Raw genomic sequence first — 15,364 nt, forward strand, 5'->3', positions numbered from 1 at the left:
GTCTTCCCCTGCCCAACCAATGTAAAGAGAAGGTAATGCGCGAGGTCGCCGGACGGGTCCCGGAACCGCTACGGGCATGTCACAGCCGGTGGCCCCTTCAGGGCCGGGCCCCGCCGTGCGATGATGTGCCCGCCAACTGCATACCGGCCGTTTGAATCCGCGCGGGAGAGTCCCCATCCGGGGCGCCGAAGGAGCAAGTCCCTCCCTTGAATCTCTCAGGCACCGTTACCGCGTGGGCGAGGCACATCTGAAAAGCGGGCCGCTGACGCCAGTGGCCCCACCCAAGGTGCAAGCCAGTGACACCCCCCCTGTGGGCCTGTCATGGCGAACCTCTCAGGTTCCGATGACAGATGGGGAGGAACGTTCCTCGCCCCATCCCCCGTTGCCCTGGGAGACGACCGATGAGTAGCACAGCCCCCAACGCCCCGCGCCGTACCGCGCTCGACGCCGTGCACCGCTCGCTCGGCGCGACGATGACCGACTTCGCCGGCTGGGACATGCCCCTGCGCTACGGCTCCGAGCGCGACGAGCACCAGGCGGTGCGCACCCGGGCCGGGCTGTTCGACCTCTCGCACATGGGCGAGATCACGGTGACCGGCCCCGAGGCCGCCGCCCTCCTCAACTACGCCCTCGTCGGCGACCTGGCCTCGGTCGGCGTCGGCCGGGCCCGCTACACCATGATCTGCCGCGCCGACGGCGGCATCCTGGACGACCTGATCGTCTACCGGCTCGCCGAGCACGAGTACATGGTGGTGGCCAACGCCTCCAACGCCCAGGTCGTGCTGGACGCGCTGACCGAGCGCGCGGCCGGCTTCGACGCCGAGGTCCGCGACGACCGCGACGCCTACGCGCTGCTCGCCGTCCAGGGCCCCGAGGCCCCCGGCATCCTCAAGGCCGTCACCGACGCCGACCTCGACGGCCTGAAGTACTACGCCGGGCTGCCCGGCACCGTCGCGGGCGTCCCCGCGCTGATCGCCCGTACCGGCTACACCGGCGAGGACGGCTTCGAGCTGTTCGTACGGCCCGAGCACGCGCCGCGGCTCTGGGAGACGCTGCTGGAGGCCGGTTCCGCCGCCGGTCTGGTGCCGTGCGGGCTGTCCTGCCGGGACACCCTGCGCCTGGAGGCGGGCATGCCGCTGTACGGGCACGAGCTGACCACCGAGCTGACCCCCTTCGACGCCGGTCTGGGCCGCGTGGTGAAGTTCGGCAAGGAGGGCGACTTCGTCGGCCGCGAGGCGCTCGCGAAGGCCGCCGAGCGTGCCGAGACCCGGCCGCCGCGTGTCCTGGTCGGCCTGATCGCCGAGGGCCGCCGGGTGCCGCGCGCCGGGTACTCCGTCGTCGCCGGCGGCGAGGTGATCGGCGAGGTCACCTCCGGTGCCCCCTCCCCCACCCTCGGCAAGCCGCTGGCCATCGCCTACGTCGACGCCGCGCACGCCGCCCCCGGCAGCACCGGTGTGGGCGTGGACATCCGGGGCAGCCACGAGCCGTACGAGGTCGTGGCGCTGCCCTTCTACAAGCGCGCCAAGTAGACACTGGCACCGGGTCCGGCCGTCCCCGGCGTGACCCTGCGCACATTCACCCGCTCTTCAGCGGTTCGAGCCCTTTTCGCCCGACGAGCACGTCCTCGCGTACAGGAGAATCCAGGTCATGAGCAACCCGCAGCAGTTGAGTTACAGCAAGGAGCACGAGTGGCTGTCGGCCGCCGAGGGCGGCGCGTCGACGGTCGGCATCACCGAGCACGCGGCCAACGCGCTCGGCGATGTGGTCTTCGTGCAGCTTCCCGAGGTCGGCGCCCAGGTCACCGCGGGCGAGTCCTGCGGCGAGCTGGAGTCCACCAAGTCGGTCTCCGAGCTGTACTCCCCCGTGTCCGGTGAGATCACCGAGATCAACCAGGACGTCGTGGACGACCCGTCGCTGGTGAACTCCGCGCCCTTCGAGGGCGGCTGGCTGTTCAAGGTGCGCGTCGCGGAGCAGCCCGCCGACCTGCTGACCGCCGACGAGTACACCGCCTACATCGCAGGCTGAGGAGCCGGAAGCCGTATGACTGACGTCCTGAACACGCCCCTGCACGAGCTGGACCCGGAGATCGCCGCCGCGGTCGACGCCGAGCTGCGCCGCCAGCAGTCGACCCTGGAGATGATCGCCTCCGAGAACTTCGCACCGCTCGCGGTGATGGAGGCGCAGGGGTCGGTCCTGACCAACAAGTACGCCGAGGGCTACCCGGGCCGCCGCTACTACGGCGGCTGCGAGCACGTCGACGTGGCCGAGCAGATCGCCATCGACCGGCTCAAGGAGCTGTTCGGCGCCGAGTACGCCAACGTCCAGCCGCACTCGGGCGCCTCCGCGAACCAGGCGGCGCTGTTCGCGCTGGCCCAGCCCGGTGACACCATCCTCGGACTCGACCTGGCGCACGGCGGCCACCTCACCCACGGGATGCGGCTGAACTTCTCCGGCAAGCAGTTCGACGTGGTCGCGTACCACGTGGACGGCGAGACCGGGCTGGTCGACATGGCCGAGGTCGAGCGGCTCGCCAAGGAGCACCGCCCGAAGGTGATCATCGCGGGCTGGTCGGCGTACCCCCGGCAGCTCGACTTCGCGGAGTTCCGGCGGATCGCGGACGAGGCCGGGGCGTACCTGTGGGTGGACATGGCGCACTTCGCCGGTCTGGTCGCGGCGGGGCTGCACCCGAACCCGGTCGAGTACGCGGACGTGGTGACCTCCACCACGCACAAGACGCTCGGCGGCCCGCGCGGCGGCATCATCCTGGCGAAGAAGGACTTCGCGAAGAAGCTGAACTCCTCGGTCTTCCCCGGCTTCCAGGGCGGTCCGCTGGAGCACGTGATCGCCGCCAAGGCGGTCTCCTTCAAGGTCGCGGCCTCGGCGGACTTCGCGGAGCGCCAGCGGCGTACGGTGGAGGGTGCCCGCATCCTGGCCGAGCGGCTGACCGCGCCGGACGCCCGCGAGGCCGGGGTGAACGTGCTCTCCGGCGGCACGGACGTGCACCTGATCCTGGTGGACCTGCGTGAGTCGGAGCTGGACGGGCAGCAGGCCGAGGACCGTCTCCACGAGGTCGGCATCACGGTCAACCGCAACGCGGTCCCGAACGACCCGCGCCCGCCGATGGTCACCTCCGGCCTCCGGATCGGCACGCCCGCCCTCGCCACCCGCGGCTTCACCGCCGAGGACTTCGCCGAGGTCGCGGACGTGATCGCACAGACGCTGAAGCCGTCCTACGACGCGGAGGCGCTGGCGGCCCGGGTGCGGGTGCTGGCGGACAAGCACCCGCTGTATCCGACGCTGGGCGAGTAGTACCCCGCAGTTGCTGTCCGGGTGCCCCGCCCCCTGTCGGTGGGCGGGGCACCCGTGCTGTGTCCGCACCACCTTTTTGTACCTGTTCGTATTGAGGAGTTCCCGTGGCCGTCTCGGTCTTCGACCTGTTCTCGATCGGCATCGGCCCGTCCAGCTCCCACACGGTCGGCCCGATGCGGGCGGCGCGCATGTTCGCCCGCCGGCTGCGCAACGAGGGCCTGCTGGACCCCGTCGCCGCCGTCCGCTGCGAGCTGTACGGCTCGCTCGGCGCCACCGGCCACGGCCACGGCACCCCCAAGGCGGTGCTGCTGGGCCTGGAGGGCGCCTCCCCGCGCACGGTCGACGTGGAGAGCGCCGACGACCGGGTCGAGGCGATCCGCACGGCCGGCCGGCTCAGCCTGCTCGGCGAGCACGAGATCGCCTTCTCCTACGACGACGACCTCGTCCTGCACCGCCGCGAGACCCTGCCGTACCACGCCAACGGCATGACGCTCTGGGCGTACGACGCCTCGGGCGCGGAGCTGCTGAGCAAGACCTACTACTCGGTCGGCGGCGGCTTCGTCGTCGACGAGGAGGCGGTCGGCGCGGACCGGATCAAGCTGGACGACACGGTGCTGAAGTACCCCTTCCGCACCGGTGACGAGCTGCTGCGGCTCACCAAGGAGACCGGCCTGTCGATCTCCGCGCTGATGCTGGAGAACGAGCGGGCCTGGCGCACCGAGGAGGAGATCCGCGAGGGCCTGCTGGAGCTGTGGGGGGTGATGCGCGCGTGCGTGGCCCGCGGCATGTCCCGCGAGGGCATCCTGCCGGGCGGCCTGAAGGTACGCCGCCGCGCCGCCGTCTCCGCCCGCCAGCTCCGCGCCGAGGGCAACGCGCTCGCGCACTCCATGGAGTGGATCACCCTGTACGCGATGGCGGTGAACGAGGAGAACGCGGCGGGCGGCCGGGTCGTCACCGCGCCCACCAACGGCGCGGCCGGCATCATCCCGGCGGTGCTGCACTACTACATGGACTTCGTGCCCGGCGCGGACGAGGAGGGCGTGGTCCGCTTCCTGCTGGCGGCGGGCGCGATCGGCATGCTCTTCAAGGAGAACGCCTCCATCTCCGGCGCCGAGGTCGGCTGCCAGGGCGAAGTGGGCTCCGCCTGCTCCATGGCGGCGGGCGCGCTCGCCGAGGTGCTCGGCGGCTCCCCCGAGCAGGTGGAGAACGCGGCCGAGATCGGCATGGAGCACAACCTCGGCCTGACCTGCGACCCCGTCGGCGGCCTGGTCCAGATCCCGTGCATCGAGCGCAACGGCATGGCGTCGGTGAAGGCGGTGACCGCCGCGAAGATGGCCATGCGCGGCGACGGCTCCCACAAGGTCTCCCTCGACAAGGTCATCAAGACCATGAAGGAGACGGGCGCGGACATGTCCGTGAAGTACAAGGAGACGGCGCGGGGCGGGCTCGCGGTGAACATCATCGAGTGTTAGAGGCGTCGCGTGTGAGGAGCGGGGCGGGGCTGAATACTGGGGATCATGCGTACCGACTTCGATCCCTCGGCCATGGCCCCGCACGCCTTCTACCGGCTCCTCACCTCGGTGGTGGTGCCGCGGCCGATCGCGTGGGTCTCCACGGTTGACCGGGACCATCCGGACCGGCCGAACCTGGCGCCGCACTCCTTCTTCTCGGTTTCCTGCGTGAATCCGCCGATCGTGCAGTTCACCTCGGTGACCCGCAAGGACTCACTGCGGAACGTGGAGGAGACCGGGGAGTTCGTGGTCAACCTCGCGCCGGAGGGGCTGTTCCGGGAGATCAACGACACCGGGACCGACTTCCCGTCCGACGTCAGCGAGTTCGGGGCGGTGGGACTGGAGCCCGAGCCCTCGCTGCGGGTGAAGCCGCCCCGCGTCGCGGCCTCCCCGGCGGCCCTGGAGTGCGAGCTGCACAGCCTGCTGACGCTGGGCGACTCCACGGTGGTGTTCGGGCGGGTGGTCCACGCCGTGGTCAGCGAGGAGGCGCTCGCGGGGGACGGCCTCCCGGACATCCAGCGGCTGCGTCCGCTGTCCCGGCTGGGCCGGGATGAGTGGGGCACGCTCGGCGAGGTGCTGGAGAAGCCCCGCATCCGCTGGCGCGACTGGCAGGAGGGCGAGCGGAGCTGAGCCCGTCCAGGGCGGTTCTGCCGGGTACGCGACTTTCGCGGGGGTAGCCTCGCGCGCATGCACGCGATCACTGTGACCGAGCCCGGCGGCCCCGAGAAGCTGAACTGGACCGAGGTCCCCGACCCGGTGCCCGGCCCCGGTGAGGTGCTGGTGGACGTGGCGGCGGCCGGGGTGAACCGCGCCGACATCATGCAGCGCCAGGGCGCCTACGACCCGCCGCCCGGCGCCTCCCCCTACCTCGGCCTGGAGTGCTCCGGCACCATCTCCGCGGTCGGCCCCGAGGTCTCCGGCTGGTCGGCCGGCGACGAGGTGTGCGCGCTGCTCACGGGCGGCGGATACGCCGAGAAGGTCGCCGTACCGGCCGGCCAGTTGCTCCCGGTGCCCAAGGGGGTCGGGCTGGTGCAGGCCGCCGCGCTGCCCGAGGTGGTGTGCACGGTCTGGTCCAACGTCTTCATGGTGGCGCACCTGCGCCCCGGCGAGGTGCTGCTCGTGCAGGGCGGCGCCGGGGGCATCGGCACCATGGCGATCCAGTTGGCCAAGTCGATCGGGGCGCGGGTCGCGGTGACGGCCGGGTCGCGGGAGAAGCTGGAGTTCTGCGCGGAGCTGGGCGCGGACATCCTGATCGACTACCACGACCAGGACTTCGTCACCGAGATCAGGCGGGCCACCGACGGCGCGGGCGCCGACGTCATCCTGGACAACATGGGCGGCGGCGACTACCTCGACCGCAACGTCCAGGCCCTCGCCGCCAACGGCCGCCTGGTGATCATCGGCCTCCAGGGCGGCACCACGGGTGAGCTGAACATCGGCGCCCTGCTGGGCAAGGAGGGCGCGGTGATGGCGACCTCGCTGCGGGCCCGGCCGCCGCGGGAGAAGGCCGCGATCGTCGCCGGGGTGCGCGAGCACGTCTGGCCGCTGATCGACTCGGGGCGGGTCCGCCCGGTCATCGACCGTGAGCTGCCGATGTCCGAGGCCGCCGAGGCGCACCGCGCGATGGACAGCGACCACATCGGCAAGGTATTGCTCACCGCGCCGCACCGCAGGTAGCGGAGGTACGCTCGAATCAGCACCCGATTGCTCACCTTTTGTGAAGGGGTTGCTGATGTCGACCGTTCTGTGCGTCCTCTATCCCGACCCGCAGGCGGGATATCCGCCGGTATACGCGCGGGACGAAATCCCGGACATCACCTGGAATGTCAACGGTCACCCCGCCCCCAAGCCAGAGGGTCCGCTCGGATTCACACCGGGCGAACTCGTCGGGTGCGTATCGGGTGAACTCGGACTGCGGAGTTATCTGGAGCAGAACGGCCACCGGTTCATCGTCACCAGCGACAAGGACGGGGAGCAGGCCGAGTTCGACAGATATCTCCCGGAGGCCGAGGTCGTCATCTCGCAGCCGTTCTGGCCGGCGTATCTGACGAAGGAGCGCCTGGCGAAGGCGACCAAGCTGAAGCTGGCGCTCACGGCGGGGATCGGCTCGGACCATGTCGACCTTGACGCGGCGGCCGAGGCGGGGGTCACCGTCGCCGAGATCACCGGCTCCAACAGCGTCAGCGTGGCCGAGCACACGGTGATGATGATCCTGGCCCAGGTCCGCAACTACCTTCCCTCGCACGGCATTTCCACCAACGGGGTGTGGAACGTCGCGGACTGCGTGGAGCGCGGCTACGACATCGAGGGCATGAAGTACGGGGCGGTCGGGGCGGGCCGCATCGGGCTGGCCGTCCTGCGGCGGCTCAAGCCGTTCGGCCTGGAGCTGCATTACCACCAGCGGCATCGACTCGATCCGGACATCGAGAAAGAGCTGGGCCTCGTCTTTCACCCGGACCTGGAGTCGATGATCACCGAAATCGACATTCTGAGCCTGCAATTGCCGCTGTACCCGTCGACGAAGAACATGCTGAATGCCAAGACCTTCGGCATGATGAAGCGCGGGACGTACGTCATCAATTGCGGCCGGGCTCAGTTGGTCGACCGGGACGCGGTCGTGGAGGCTCTGCGTTCCGGCCATATCGCGGGATACGCGGGAGACGTCTGGTATCCGCAGCCGGCGCCGGTCGACCATCCCTGGCGCACGATGCCGTTCAACGGAATGACGCCCCATATTTCCGGGACGACGCTTTCCGCGCAGGCCCGCTATGCCGCCGGAACTCTCGACGTCCTCCAGTGCTATTTCGAGGGGCGCCCCATCTGCGAGGAGTATCTCGTCATCGACGCGGGAAATCTCGCCGGGGTCGGCGCCCAGTCGTACGAACTGAAGTGACGGCTTGCGGGCGCTCAGCCGCCGTCCAGCCCCCACGCCTCGGCCAGCAGCGAGAAGGAGCGGGCGCGGTGGGCGGGGTCGTAGGTGTAGGTCGTGATGATGAGTTCGTCGGCCGCCAGGTCCGCGACGAGCGCCTCCAGCTCGGTGACGACCGTCTCCGGGGAGCCCACCGCGCGCACCTGCTGGAAGTCGTCCACGAACCGGGCGACCTCGGGGCCGATGACGGTCTCCAGGTCCCGGACCGGGGGCCGCAGCGGGACGCGCCGGCCGGTGTAGATGCCGGCCGCCATCTGCTGGGCGGTGGTGAACAGGTAGTGCGCCTCCTCGTCGGTGGGAGCGACGAGGACGTTGACGCCGACCATGGCGTACGGCCGCTTGATCTCGGCGGTGGGGAACTCCGTCGAGAAGCGCGAGCGGTACAGCTCCAGCGCCTCGTGCCGCATCTGCGGGGCGAAGTGCGAGGCGAAGGCGTACGGCAGGCCGAGGTAGGCGGCGACGGCGGCGCCGTCGAGGCTGGAGCCCAGCATCCACAGCGGGACCTCGGTGCCCTGGCCCGGCACCGCCCGCACCTCGGGCCCCTCCCCGTCGCGGGAGCTGAGGTAGCGGTGCAGGTCGACGACGTCCTGGACGAACGTGTCGGTGGCCGCGCCGCCCCGGCGCAGCGCGGCGGCCGTCGTCGGGTCGGTGCCCGGTGCGCGGCCGAGGCCGAGGTCGATGCGGTCGCCGTACATCTCGGCCAGGGTGCCGTAGTACTCCGCGACCATCAGCGGGCTGTGGTTGGGCAGCATGACGCCGCCCGAGCCCAGCCGGATGCGTTCGCTGTGCTCGGCGGCGCGGCCGATGAGCAGGGCGGTCGCGGAGGAGGCGAAGGTGAGGACGTTGTGGTGCTCGGCGTACCAGTACCGGTGGTAGCCGAGCGTGTCCGCGAGCCGCACCAGCTCGACGGACTGGTTCAGCGCGGTGGGCGTATCCGTGCCCGAGGCCACGGGTACGAGGTCGAGGATCGACAGCGGAACGCGTGGAGCAGTCATGTCGGCGCCACAATCTTCGGGAACGGAGTGCCTACCGGCGAACGTTTCACAGGCGGGACCGGCCCGCAATCAGAGCCGGACCCCAGGGGGCGCCCCGACCCGGCGAACCGGCAGTGGGGGAAACTCACAGGCGTCCGGTGCGGTGTGCCCGGGCATGGTGTCTGTAGTTCCAACTCCCCCTGTTTTTCCGTCCCGAGCGGTGGTGGTGTCCTCGCCGGGGCGGGTTCGCCTGCCAGGAGAAAGCATGTCTCTGAGCCTTCGGTTCACTGTCCGTAGTGACAAGGGGCTGGTCCGGGAAGTCAATGAGGACTCCGTGTACGCGGCGCCGCATCTGCTGGTGGTGGCCGACGGGATGGGCGGGCATGCCGCGGGTGAGGTGGCCAGTTCCGTGGTGATCTCGCACATGGCCGAGCTGGGGCCGGAGCTGACGCGGGCGGAGCCCATGGAGGCGCTGCGCGGGGCGATACTCGCCGGGAACCGGGCCATCGCCGACGCGGTACGGACCTCGCCTGAGCTGGAGGGGATGGGGACCACGCTCACGGCGGTGCTGATGGAGGCGGACAGCGACCAGTTCGTGGTGGCCAACGTCGGGGACTCCCGTACGTATCTGATGCGCGCCGGGGAGCTGGTGCTGCTGACCCGTGACGACTCCCTGGTGCAGACCCTGCTGGACGACGGCCGGATCACCCCCGCCGAGGCGCTCGCGCATCCGCAGCGGGCCATGGTGACGAAGGCGCTGGTCGGCGGGGAGTCGCTCAGCCCGGCCCTGTTCCGCCTTCAGGCCCTGCCCGGCGACCGGTTCCTGCTCTGCTCCGACGGCCTCTCCGATCTCGTCCCCGAGGCCCAACTCGCCGCAGCGCTCGGCCTGTCCGGCCGGGACGAGGCCGCCGACCGGCTGCTGGAGCTGGCGCTCGGCGCGGGCGGCCGGGACAACATATCCGTCGTGGTCGCCGATGTCGTCCAGGGCGAAGCCCCCGCGACCCCGGTCGTCTCCCGCGCCCCCCTTCAGGCCCCGCACCGGCACAAGCGCACGGTGTACGCGGTGGCCGCCGCAGCCCTGGCCGCCGGCCTCGCGGCGGCCTACGTGCTCAGGTCGCGCTAGCGAGCCGGTCCAGCTCGACGAGCACCAACTCCGCGTGCCGACCGGGCTCGGGAACGGGGTGGATCAACGACCGCACGGCGCCGGCGCGGTCCAGGACGACCCCGGCCCGCTCGAACAGGGCCCGTCCCTCGGCCTGCACCTCGGGCACGCCCAACTCGCGGCCCAGCGAGAGGTCCTCGTCCCCGATCAGGGGGTAGCCGAGGGCGCGTCCGGCGGCGAACTCCGCCAGGTGACCGGGGGCATGGGCGCTGACGCCGAGCACGCGGGCCCCGGCGCGGGCGAACCTCGCCGCCGCGTCCCGCGCGGAGCACAACCCCGTGCTGCAGCCGCCGAGTTCGGGCACGCGTTCCCCGATGCCGGGCTCGGTGATGAAGAACAGCACGGTCCACTCGTGGTCGGGGGACGGCACGCTGACCGGGCCCTCGGACGTCATGACGGTGCGGTGCATGAAGGTTCCTCCATCGGGTCGTGAACGCGCGCGGAGCCGGATGTTCCGAGCGGCGGTGCGGGGGGCACAAGACCTTCATGCTCCATGGCATCGATGTCAGCGCGTACCAGTCCTCGTCGTACGAGACCGACGGGCTCTCGTTCGCCTTCATAAAGGCGACGGAGGGTCGTTCGTACGTCAACTCCAGACTCGCGGCCCAGACGAAGACGGCGCGGGACGCGGGTCTGGTCACGGGCTTCTACCACTTCCTGTGGCCGGGCAACCTCACCGACCAGGCCGAGTACTTCCTCCGGCACGCTCCCGACCGGCCGGGCGACATCCTGGCCGTCGACTGGGAGGTCACCGGTGACGGCACGCACGCGAGCAACGCGGAGAAGGACGCCTTCATCCGGAAGCTGCGCGGTCTGCGGCCGGACAACCGGGTGGTGCTGTACACCAACCGGGACTACTGGCTGAACATCGACACCACGTCGTACGCGGGCGACGGCCTGTGGATCGCCGACTACGTGTCCGCGGGCAAGCCCCGGATCAAGGCGGACTGGAAGTTCCACCAGTACACCTCGGAGCCGCACGACAAGAACGTGGCGGACTTCGCCAGCAAGGCCGCGCTCAAGGAGTGGGCGACCGGGAGGTGACGGGAGGGGTGTCCGCGCGGCGCGGACACCCCTGCCGGGTACGTCACTTGTTCAGGTAGGTCCAGAACTCGTCGAACGTCAGCACCTTGTCGCCGTCGATGTCACGGCTCTTGATGACGACCTCGGCGACCGCCTCGGTGACGTTGAAGTCGCCCTGCTGGGCGAGCGCGGACTTGAACTCGGCCGCGGTGATGAACCCGTCGCCGTCCGCGTCGATCCGCTGGAACTGCTTGCGTGCTTCCTCGATGTCCGCCACCGATCCGCCCCTCTGTGCTCGTACTTCTCATACCGTGTCGGCGTACTGCCGCTGGTCAGATTAACGCTCTGCCCGCGCAGCGGTTGCCCCGGACCGAGAGGCACCCCCGATGGAGACGTTGCCGGACCTGCTCGACGCGGCGGCCCACGCCCGCTTCCCACCCCCGGACGGCACAGTGACCATCCTCCCCCAGCCCTGCCGACGGGACGCCGGTCACCCCCGTGTGGTGCGTGCCCGGCGTCGCAGGGGGGCCGTGCGGGTCTGGGGGGCTGACGGCGGGCTGCTGGTTGTCGGGTGTGGGGTGGGCGGGCGGCTGGAGGTGGCGCTGGAGGTGGATGGTGGGAGTGCCGGGCTGGGGCGTGGACTGGCCCTTGCCGCACGGCAGTTGGCCGGCGGGCCGGTGTGGGCGCAGGTCTCGCCGGGGAACGCCCGGAGCACGCGGGCGTTCCTGGCGGCCGGGTACCGGCCCGTCGGCGCCGAGCTGCTGCTCAGTGCCAGGGACGGTAGTACGGGTTGCTCTGGCAGTCGCTCATGATCTCGGTCTTGGTGGCCTTGTCGACCGGGCAGACGCCGATGACGTACTGGCGCTGGATACCGCCGGGGAAGGCGACCTCGACCTGGTCGGCCCACTTGTGGGTGTCACCGATGGTCTTGTTGACGTCCACCCCGCCGGGGGCGTCGATGTAGTAGTTGTAGCCCGACTTGTACCAGGTCTTGTACAGGTCGTGGTCGTAGGTGGTCGAGACGTACGGCGAGGGCTGGTTGACGAGGACGTACTTCTCCACGTCGTACTGGCCGTTCACCGTGTCCTTGGGCAGGAAGCCCTCCTCGAAGACGACGGCCGGGCCTCGGCTGTCGCTGCGGTAGAGGGTGCCGCAGCCGGTGCGCCACACAGGATCCGGGGTGATCCGGTCGACGTCCACCCGGCGGTCGGCGGCGGCGTGCACCTTGTCCTGGAACTGGGGACAGGAGGGCGCGGCGGCACGGGACTTGAGGTCCGCCGGAGCGGCGGCGGGGGTGGCGGCCGTGGTGGCGAGGAGGGCGCCGAGGGAGAGGACGGCGGCGGTGGCACCGCGCCGAAGGCGAGTTGTGATCATGCCGAGCACGATGGCGGTACGGCCGGGGCGAAGGGGGGATCATCACCCCATCGGGGGCGTGTCCGCCGGCCTCAAGTCGGCGGGGACTAGCGGTCGGAGACCCGCATCTCGAACCACGTGGTCTTGCCGCGCGGCAGCAGGTCGACGCCCCAGCGGTCCGCGAGCTTGTCGACGAGGAACAGCCCCCGCCCGCTGACGTCCATCGCCTGCACCGGCATCAGACAGGGCAGCCCCCGCGAGGGATCGCGCACCTCCACGCGGACCCAGCCGCGCCGGCGGCGCATCCGTAACCCGAACACACGGGCGCCGGTGTGCCGTACGGCGTTGCCCACGAGTTCGGAGACGAGTAAGACGGCGTCCTCGGTCAGCTTGGGGGTCAGTCCCCAGTGCCGCAGGACGACGATCTGGGCGAGTCTGCGCGCGGTGGCGGCCGACTCGGGACGCGACGGGAGCGGAACCTCCGCCTCCGCCGGGTTGCCGAACAACTCGAGCGCTCTGAGCCCTTGTTCGTCCTCGACCGCGGGCGACCAACGCGCCGCGGCAGCACGGCTGTGTCCCCGTGGCTGATCGATGCCATCCAGCCCCGCCATGCACCCATGATGGCCGTCACAGCGGGCCTCCGGGGCCGATCCGGAGGAATACGCCCCCCGTGCGCCCCCGGTCTGCTCCAGTCTCTCGGCATATGCCAGCGGCAGGTCGGGGTCGGCGGTGGCCCGGTCGACCTGCGGCGACGGCTCGGTTCCGGGCAATCGTGCGGCTCCCTCGGCGAGGCAGGCTTAAGGTGCGGTTAAGGCTGCCATAAACCGGTCCGCCGGGGGAGCCGAATCAGACGACGCGTCAATTGCAAGGCCCGCAGGGGGCCTACTCGCCGTCCCTCAGAGGAACTTGGCCTTCCCCGGCCCCTCCTCCACGAAGCTGCGCATCCCCCGCTCGCGGTCCTCGGTGGCGAACAGACCCGCGAACCAGTTCCGCTCCACGGTGAGCCCGGTGTCGATGTCGGTCTCCAGGCCGGCGTCGACCGCCTCCTTCGCGGCGCGCAGCGCGAGCGCCGGGCCCTGGGCGAGCCGGGCCGCCCAGGCGTGCGCCTGCTCGTACACCTCGCCGGCCGGGACGACGCGGTCCACCAGGCCGAGGGCGAGGGCCTCGTCGGCCTTGACCATGCGGCCGGTGAAGATGAGGTCCTTCGCCTTGGAGGGGCCGATCAGCCGGGGCAGCCGCTGAGTGCCGCCCGCGCCGGGGATCAGGCCGAGCAGGATCTCGGGCTGGCCCAGCTTGGCGTTCTCCCCGGCGATCCGGAAATCGGCGCAGAGCGCCAGCTCGCAGCCGCCGCCGAGCGCGTATCCGGTGACGGCGGCGACGACGGGCTTGGGGATGCGGGCGACGGCGGTGAACGCGTCCTGGAGGGCGCGGGCGCGCAGGACCATCGCGGTGTGGTCCATCGCCTGCATCTCCTTGATGTCCGCGCCCGCGGCGAACACCTTCTCCCCGCCGTAGATCACCACGGCGCGCACGTCCTCGCGGCGCGTGGCCTCCTCGGCGAGTTCCTTGAGCCGGTCCTGGGTGGCGACGTCCAGCGCGTTCATCGGCGGCCGGTCCAGACGCAGCGTGCCGACGCCTTCGGCGACTTCGAGATTCACGGTCATGCGCAGCAGGTTAACGGCGACTAACGCCGACGGGCCCGGTGCCGTTCCTCACAGCACCGGGCCCGCCTCGCGGAATGGTTACTTCTTCCAGTCCGCCCAGCTCATGTTCCAGCCGTTGAGACCGTTCTCCGGGGCGACCGTGCGGTCGTGGGAGTTCCGCACGACGACCACGTCACCGACCATGGACTTGTTGAAGAACCAGGCCGCCGGGACCCCGCCGTCGTAGCCGCCGCGCACGTCGCGCAGGCCCACGCAGCCGTGGCTGGCGTTGTAGTTGCCGAAGGCGCCGCCGCCCCAGTAGTTGCCGTGGATGAAGGTGCCGGAGTCGGTGAGGCGGATGGCGTGCGGCACGTCCTTGATGTCGTACTCGCCGCCGTAGCCGACCGTCTCGCCGTTCATCCGGGTGACGGAGAGCTTCTCGGTCATGACCATCTTGCCGTTCCAGGTCTCGTAACCGGGCTTGCCGGTGGTGACCGGGAGGGTCTTGAGGGTCTTGCCGTCCCGCACGACCTTCATGGTGTGCTTCTTGGCGTCGACGTAGGAGATCTGGCTGCGGCCGATGGTGAACTTCACCGTCTTGCGCTGCTTGCCGTACACCCCGGCGCGGCCCTCGACGCCGTCCAGGTCGAGGTCGACGGTGACCTTGGTGCCGGGCTTCCAGTAGTTCTCCGGGCGGAAGTCCAGGCGGTCGTTGCCGAACCAGTGGCCCGCGACGTCCACCGCGGGCTCGGTCTTGATCCGGATGGCCTTCTCGACGGCGACCGGGTCGGTGATGCCGCGGGTGAAGCGCAGCGAGAACGGCATGCCGACGCCGACGGTGGAGCCGTCCTCCGGGGTGAAGGTGCCCATGAAGGTGTTCTTGGGCGTCAGCGTGGTGAAGCTGGAGTCCTCGGCGGCCTTGCGGCCCCGCGAGTCCTCGGCGACCGCGTGCACCGTGTACTTGGTGGCGGCGGCCAGGTGCCGGGCCGGGGTCCAGGTGGCGCCGCCCTTGGCGAGCGTGCCGTCGACCTCGGTGCCCTTGCTGTCCTTGACGACCACGCTGGTCAGTCGGCCCCCGGCGACCTTCACGTTCAGCGCGCCGCTGGTGTCCACGGCCGTGGCGCCGGACTTGGGCGCGATGGTGACGGCGGCCGAGGACTGCTTGTCCTGGCCGTCCTTGCTGTTGGCGGTCTTCGCCTTGTCCGACCCGTTCCCCGTGGTCTCACCGCCGCCGCAGGCGGCCAGCGACAGCACGAGCGCCCCCGCCATGAGCGCCAGCCCCTTACGACCCCTGTGCCGAGTTCCTGCCGAAGCCCCCGATATCGGCCGCACGTTCAAGTCGTTCTCCCCTCCCGGACCTGGTCACAGGTCCACACCCCGGCGCGTCCCGCGCTCATCCGGGAATGCTAGCCGCCGGGTTCCGGGCTCGGTGTCCGTCGAATGTCACCGTTCAGTCGCAA

The 15,364-nt window shown here is 70.6% G+C and carries 17 protein-coding genes and 2 riboswitches; of the genes, 10 read left to right on the top strand and 7 right to left on the bottom strand.

Annotation, left to right across the window (positions count from 1 at the left end; all coding sequences use genetic code 11):
- Positions 1-152: 152 nt before the first annotated feature.
- Positions 153-241: riboswitch (glycine riboswitch) on the top strand.
- Positions 242-360, top strand: a riboswitch (glycine riboswitch).
- Positions 361-401: 41 nt separating this feature from the next.
- The 7 genes from gcvT to ACZ3HQ_RS00985 all read left to right on the top strand — a co-directional run bounded on the left by gcvT (position 402) and on the right by ACZ3HQ_RS00985 (position 7,713).
- Positions 402-1,529, top strand: a complete 1,128-nt coding sequence (gene gcvT, locus ACZ3HQ_RS00955) for a glycine cleavage system aminomethyltransferase GcvT (RefSeq protein WP_467506863.1) — start codon at positions 402-404, stop codon at positions 1,527-1,529.
- A gap of 118 nt (positions 1,530-1,647) precedes the next feature.
- Positions 1,648-2,025, top strand: a complete 378-nt coding sequence (gene gcvH / locus ACZ3HQ_RS00960) for a glycine cleavage system protein GcvH (RefSeq protein ID WP_467506864.1) — start codon at positions 1,648-1,650, stop codon at positions 2,023-2,025.
- Between the two features lie 15 nt (positions 2,026-2,040).
- A complete protein-coding gene (locus tag ACZ3HQ_RS00965) occupies positions 2,041-3,309 on the top strand; it encodes a serine hydroxymethyltransferase (RefSeq protein ID WP_467506866.1) in 1,269 nt (422 codons plus the stop codon).
- 104 nt (positions 3,310-3,413) lie between these two features.
- Positions 3,414-4,781 (top strand): L-serine ammonia-lyase, encoded by a 1,368-nt coding sequence (locus ACZ3HQ_RS00970; protein ID WP_467506868.1) that lies wholly within the window; start codon positions 3,414-3,416, stop codon positions 4,779-4,781.
- Between the two features lie 45 nt (positions 4,782-4,826).
- Positions 4,827-5,450 (top strand): flavin reductase family protein, encoded by a 624-nt coding sequence (locus ACZ3HQ_RS00975; protein WP_467506870.1) that lies wholly within the window; start codon positions 4,827-4,829, stop codon positions 5,448-5,450.
- 57 nt (positions 5,451-5,507) lie between these two features.
- Complete coding sequence (locus tag ACZ3HQ_RS00980; protein WP_467506872.1) at positions 5,508-6,497, top strand: NAD(P)H-quinone oxidoreductase; 990 nt, start codon at positions 5,508-5,510, stop codon at positions 6,495-6,497.
- A 55-nt stretch (positions 6,498-6,552) separates the two neighbouring features.
- Positions 6,553-7,713: an NAD-dependent formate dehydrogenase gene (locus ACZ3HQ_RS00985; RefSeq protein ID WP_467506873.1), complete on the top strand. Its 1,161-nt coding sequence runs from the start codon at positions 6,553-6,555 to the stop codon at positions 7,711-7,713.
- A 14-nt stretch (positions 7,714-7,727) separates the two neighbouring features.
- Here the strand turns inward: ACZ3HQ_RS00985 and ACZ3HQ_RS00990 are convergent, their stop codons facing one another.
- A complete protein-coding gene (locus ACZ3HQ_RS00990; protein WP_467506875.1) occupies positions 7,728-8,744 on the bottom strand; it encodes an LLM class flavin-dependent oxidoreductase in 1,017 nt (338 codons plus the stop codon).
- A 244-nt stretch (positions 8,745-8,988) separates the two neighbouring features.
- Between ACZ3HQ_RS00990 and ACZ3HQ_RS00995 the strand changes: the two genes are divergently transcribed.
- Positions 8,989-9,846 (top strand): PP2C family protein-serine/threonine phosphatase, encoded by an 858-nt coding sequence (locus tag ACZ3HQ_RS00995; protein WP_467506877.1) that lies wholly within the window; start codon positions 8,989-8,991, stop codon positions 9,844-9,846.
- On the opposite strand, the gene ACZ3HQ_RS01000 is transcribed toward ACZ3HQ_RS00995, so the two are convergent.
- Positions 9,833-10,294, bottom strand: a complete 462-nt coding sequence (locus ACZ3HQ_RS01000; protein WP_467506879.1) for a redoxin domain-containing protein — start codon at positions 10,292-10,294, stop codon at positions 9,833-9,835. The two genes, ACZ3HQ_RS00995 and ACZ3HQ_RS01000, sit on opposite strands and share 14 nt — an antisense overlap.
- Positions 10,295-10,371: 77 nt before the next feature.
- Between ACZ3HQ_RS01000 and ACZ3HQ_RS01005 the strand changes: the two genes are divergently transcribed.
- The gene (locus ACZ3HQ_RS01005) at positions 10,372-10,929 is read left to right on the top strand and encodes a GH25 family lysozyme (protein WP_467506880.1); all 558 of its coding nucleotides are present in this window, start codon (positions 10,372-10,374) and stop codon (positions 10,927-10,929) included.
- Positions 10,930-10,972: 43 nt separating this feature from the next.
- Here the strand turns inward: ACZ3HQ_RS01005 and ACZ3HQ_RS01010 are convergent, their stop codons facing one another.
- Positions 10,973-11,185: an EF-hand domain-containing protein gene (locus ACZ3HQ_RS01010; protein ID WP_467506882.1), complete on the bottom strand. Its 213-nt coding sequence runs from the start codon at positions 11,183-11,185 to the stop codon at positions 10,973-10,975.
- 109 nt (positions 11,186-11,294) lie between these two features.
- Here ACZ3HQ_RS01010 and ACZ3HQ_RS01015 point away from each other — a divergent pair, with 109 nt between their 5' ends.
- A complete protein-coding gene (locus tag ACZ3HQ_RS01015; RefSeq protein ID WP_467506884.1) occupies positions 11,295-11,720 on the top strand; it encodes a hypothetical protein in 426 nt (141 codons plus the stop codon).
- Here ACZ3HQ_RS01015 and ACZ3HQ_RS01020 read toward each other — a convergent pair.
- The 4 genes from ACZ3HQ_RS01020 to ACZ3HQ_RS01035 form a co-directional block, all read right to left on the bottom strand.
- The gene (locus tag ACZ3HQ_RS01020; RefSeq protein WP_467506885.1) at positions 11,674-12,282 is read right to left on the bottom strand and encodes an ADP-ribosyltransferase; all 609 of its coding nucleotides are present in this window, start codon (positions 12,280-12,282) and stop codon (positions 11,674-11,676) included. The two genes, ACZ3HQ_RS01015 and ACZ3HQ_RS01020, sit on opposite strands and share 47 nt — an antisense overlap.
- An 86-nt stretch (positions 12,283-12,368) precedes the next feature.
- Positions 12,369-12,872 (bottom strand): ATP-binding protein, encoded by a 504-nt coding sequence (locus ACZ3HQ_RS01025; protein ID WP_467506887.1) that lies wholly within the window; start codon positions 12,870-12,872, stop codon positions 12,369-12,371.
- A gap of 285 nt (positions 12,873-13,157) precedes the next feature.
- On the bottom strand, positions 13,158-13,925 hold the full coding sequence (locus ACZ3HQ_RS01030) for an enoyl-CoA hydratase/isomerase family protein (RefSeq protein ID WP_467506889.1): 768 nt from the start codon (positions 13,923-13,925) through the stop codon (positions 13,158-13,160).
- A 78-nt stretch (positions 13,926-14,003) separates the two neighbouring features.
- On the bottom strand, positions 14,004-15,242 hold the full coding sequence (locus tag ACZ3HQ_RS01035) for a L,D-transpeptidase (RefSeq protein WP_467506891.1): 1,239 nt from the start codon (positions 15,240-15,242) through the stop codon (positions 14,004-14,006).
- Positions 15,243-15,364 lie beyond the last annotated feature (122 nt).

This window comes from Streptomyces sp. NPDC018263 (assembly GCF_055562575.1).

Bases quoted from the DNA above. Each gene is read 5' to 3' on its own strand.
- gcvT (WP_467506863.1), top strand. From the start codon at position 402: ATGAGTAGCACAGCCCCCAACGCCCCGCGCCGTACCGCGCTCGACGCC.
- gcvH (WP_467506864.1), top strand. From the start codon at position 1,648: ATGAGCAACCCGCAGCAGTTGAGTTACAGCAAGGAGCACGAGTGGCTG.
- ACZ3HQ_RS00965 (WP_467506866.1), top strand. From the start codon at position 2,041: ATGACTGACGTCCTGAACACGCCCCTGCACGAGCTGGACCCGGAGATC.
- ACZ3HQ_RS00975 (WP_467506870.1), top strand. From the start codon at position 4,827: ATGCGTACCGACTTCGATCCCTCGGCCATGGCCCCGCACGCCTTCTAC.
- ACZ3HQ_RS00980 (WP_467506872.1), top strand. From the start codon at position 5,508: ATGCACGCGATCACTGTGACCGAGCCCGGCGGCCCCGAGAAGCTGAAC.
- ACZ3HQ_RS00985 (WP_467506873.1), top strand. From the start codon at position 6,553: ATGTCGACCGTTCTGTGCGTCCTCTATCCCGACCCGCAGGCGGGATAT.
- ACZ3HQ_RS00990 (WP_467506875.1), bottom strand. From the start codon at position 8,744: ATGACTGCTCCACGCGTTCCGCTGTCGATCCTCGACCTCGTACCCGTG.
- ACZ3HQ_RS00995 (WP_467506877.1), top strand. From the start codon at position 8,989: ATGTCTCTGAGCCTTCGGTTCACTGTCCGTAGTGACAAGGGGCTGGTC.
- ACZ3HQ_RS01000 (WP_467506879.1), bottom strand. From the start codon at position 10,294: ATGCACCGCACCGTCATGACGTCCGAGGGCCCGGTCAGCGTGCCGTCC.
- ACZ3HQ_RS01005 (WP_467506880.1), top strand. From the start codon at position 10,372: ATGCTCCATGGCATCGATGTCAGCGCGTACCAGTCCTCGTCGTACGAG.
- ACZ3HQ_RS01015 (WP_467506884.1), top strand. From the start codon at position 11,295: ATGGAGACGTTGCCGGACCTGCTCGACGCGGCGGCCCACGCCCGCTTC.
- ACZ3HQ_RS01020 (WP_467506885.1), bottom strand. From the start codon at position 12,282: ATGATCACAACTCGCCTTCGGCGCGGTGCCACCGCCGCCGTCCTCTCC.
- ACZ3HQ_RS01025 (WP_467506887.1), bottom strand. From the start codon at position 12,872: ATGGCGGGGCTGGATGGCATCGATCAGCCACGGGGACACAGCCGTGCT.
- ACZ3HQ_RS01030 (WP_467506889.1), bottom strand. From the start codon at position 13,925: ATGACCGTGAATCTCGAAGTCGCCGAAGGCGTCGGCACGCTGCGTCTG.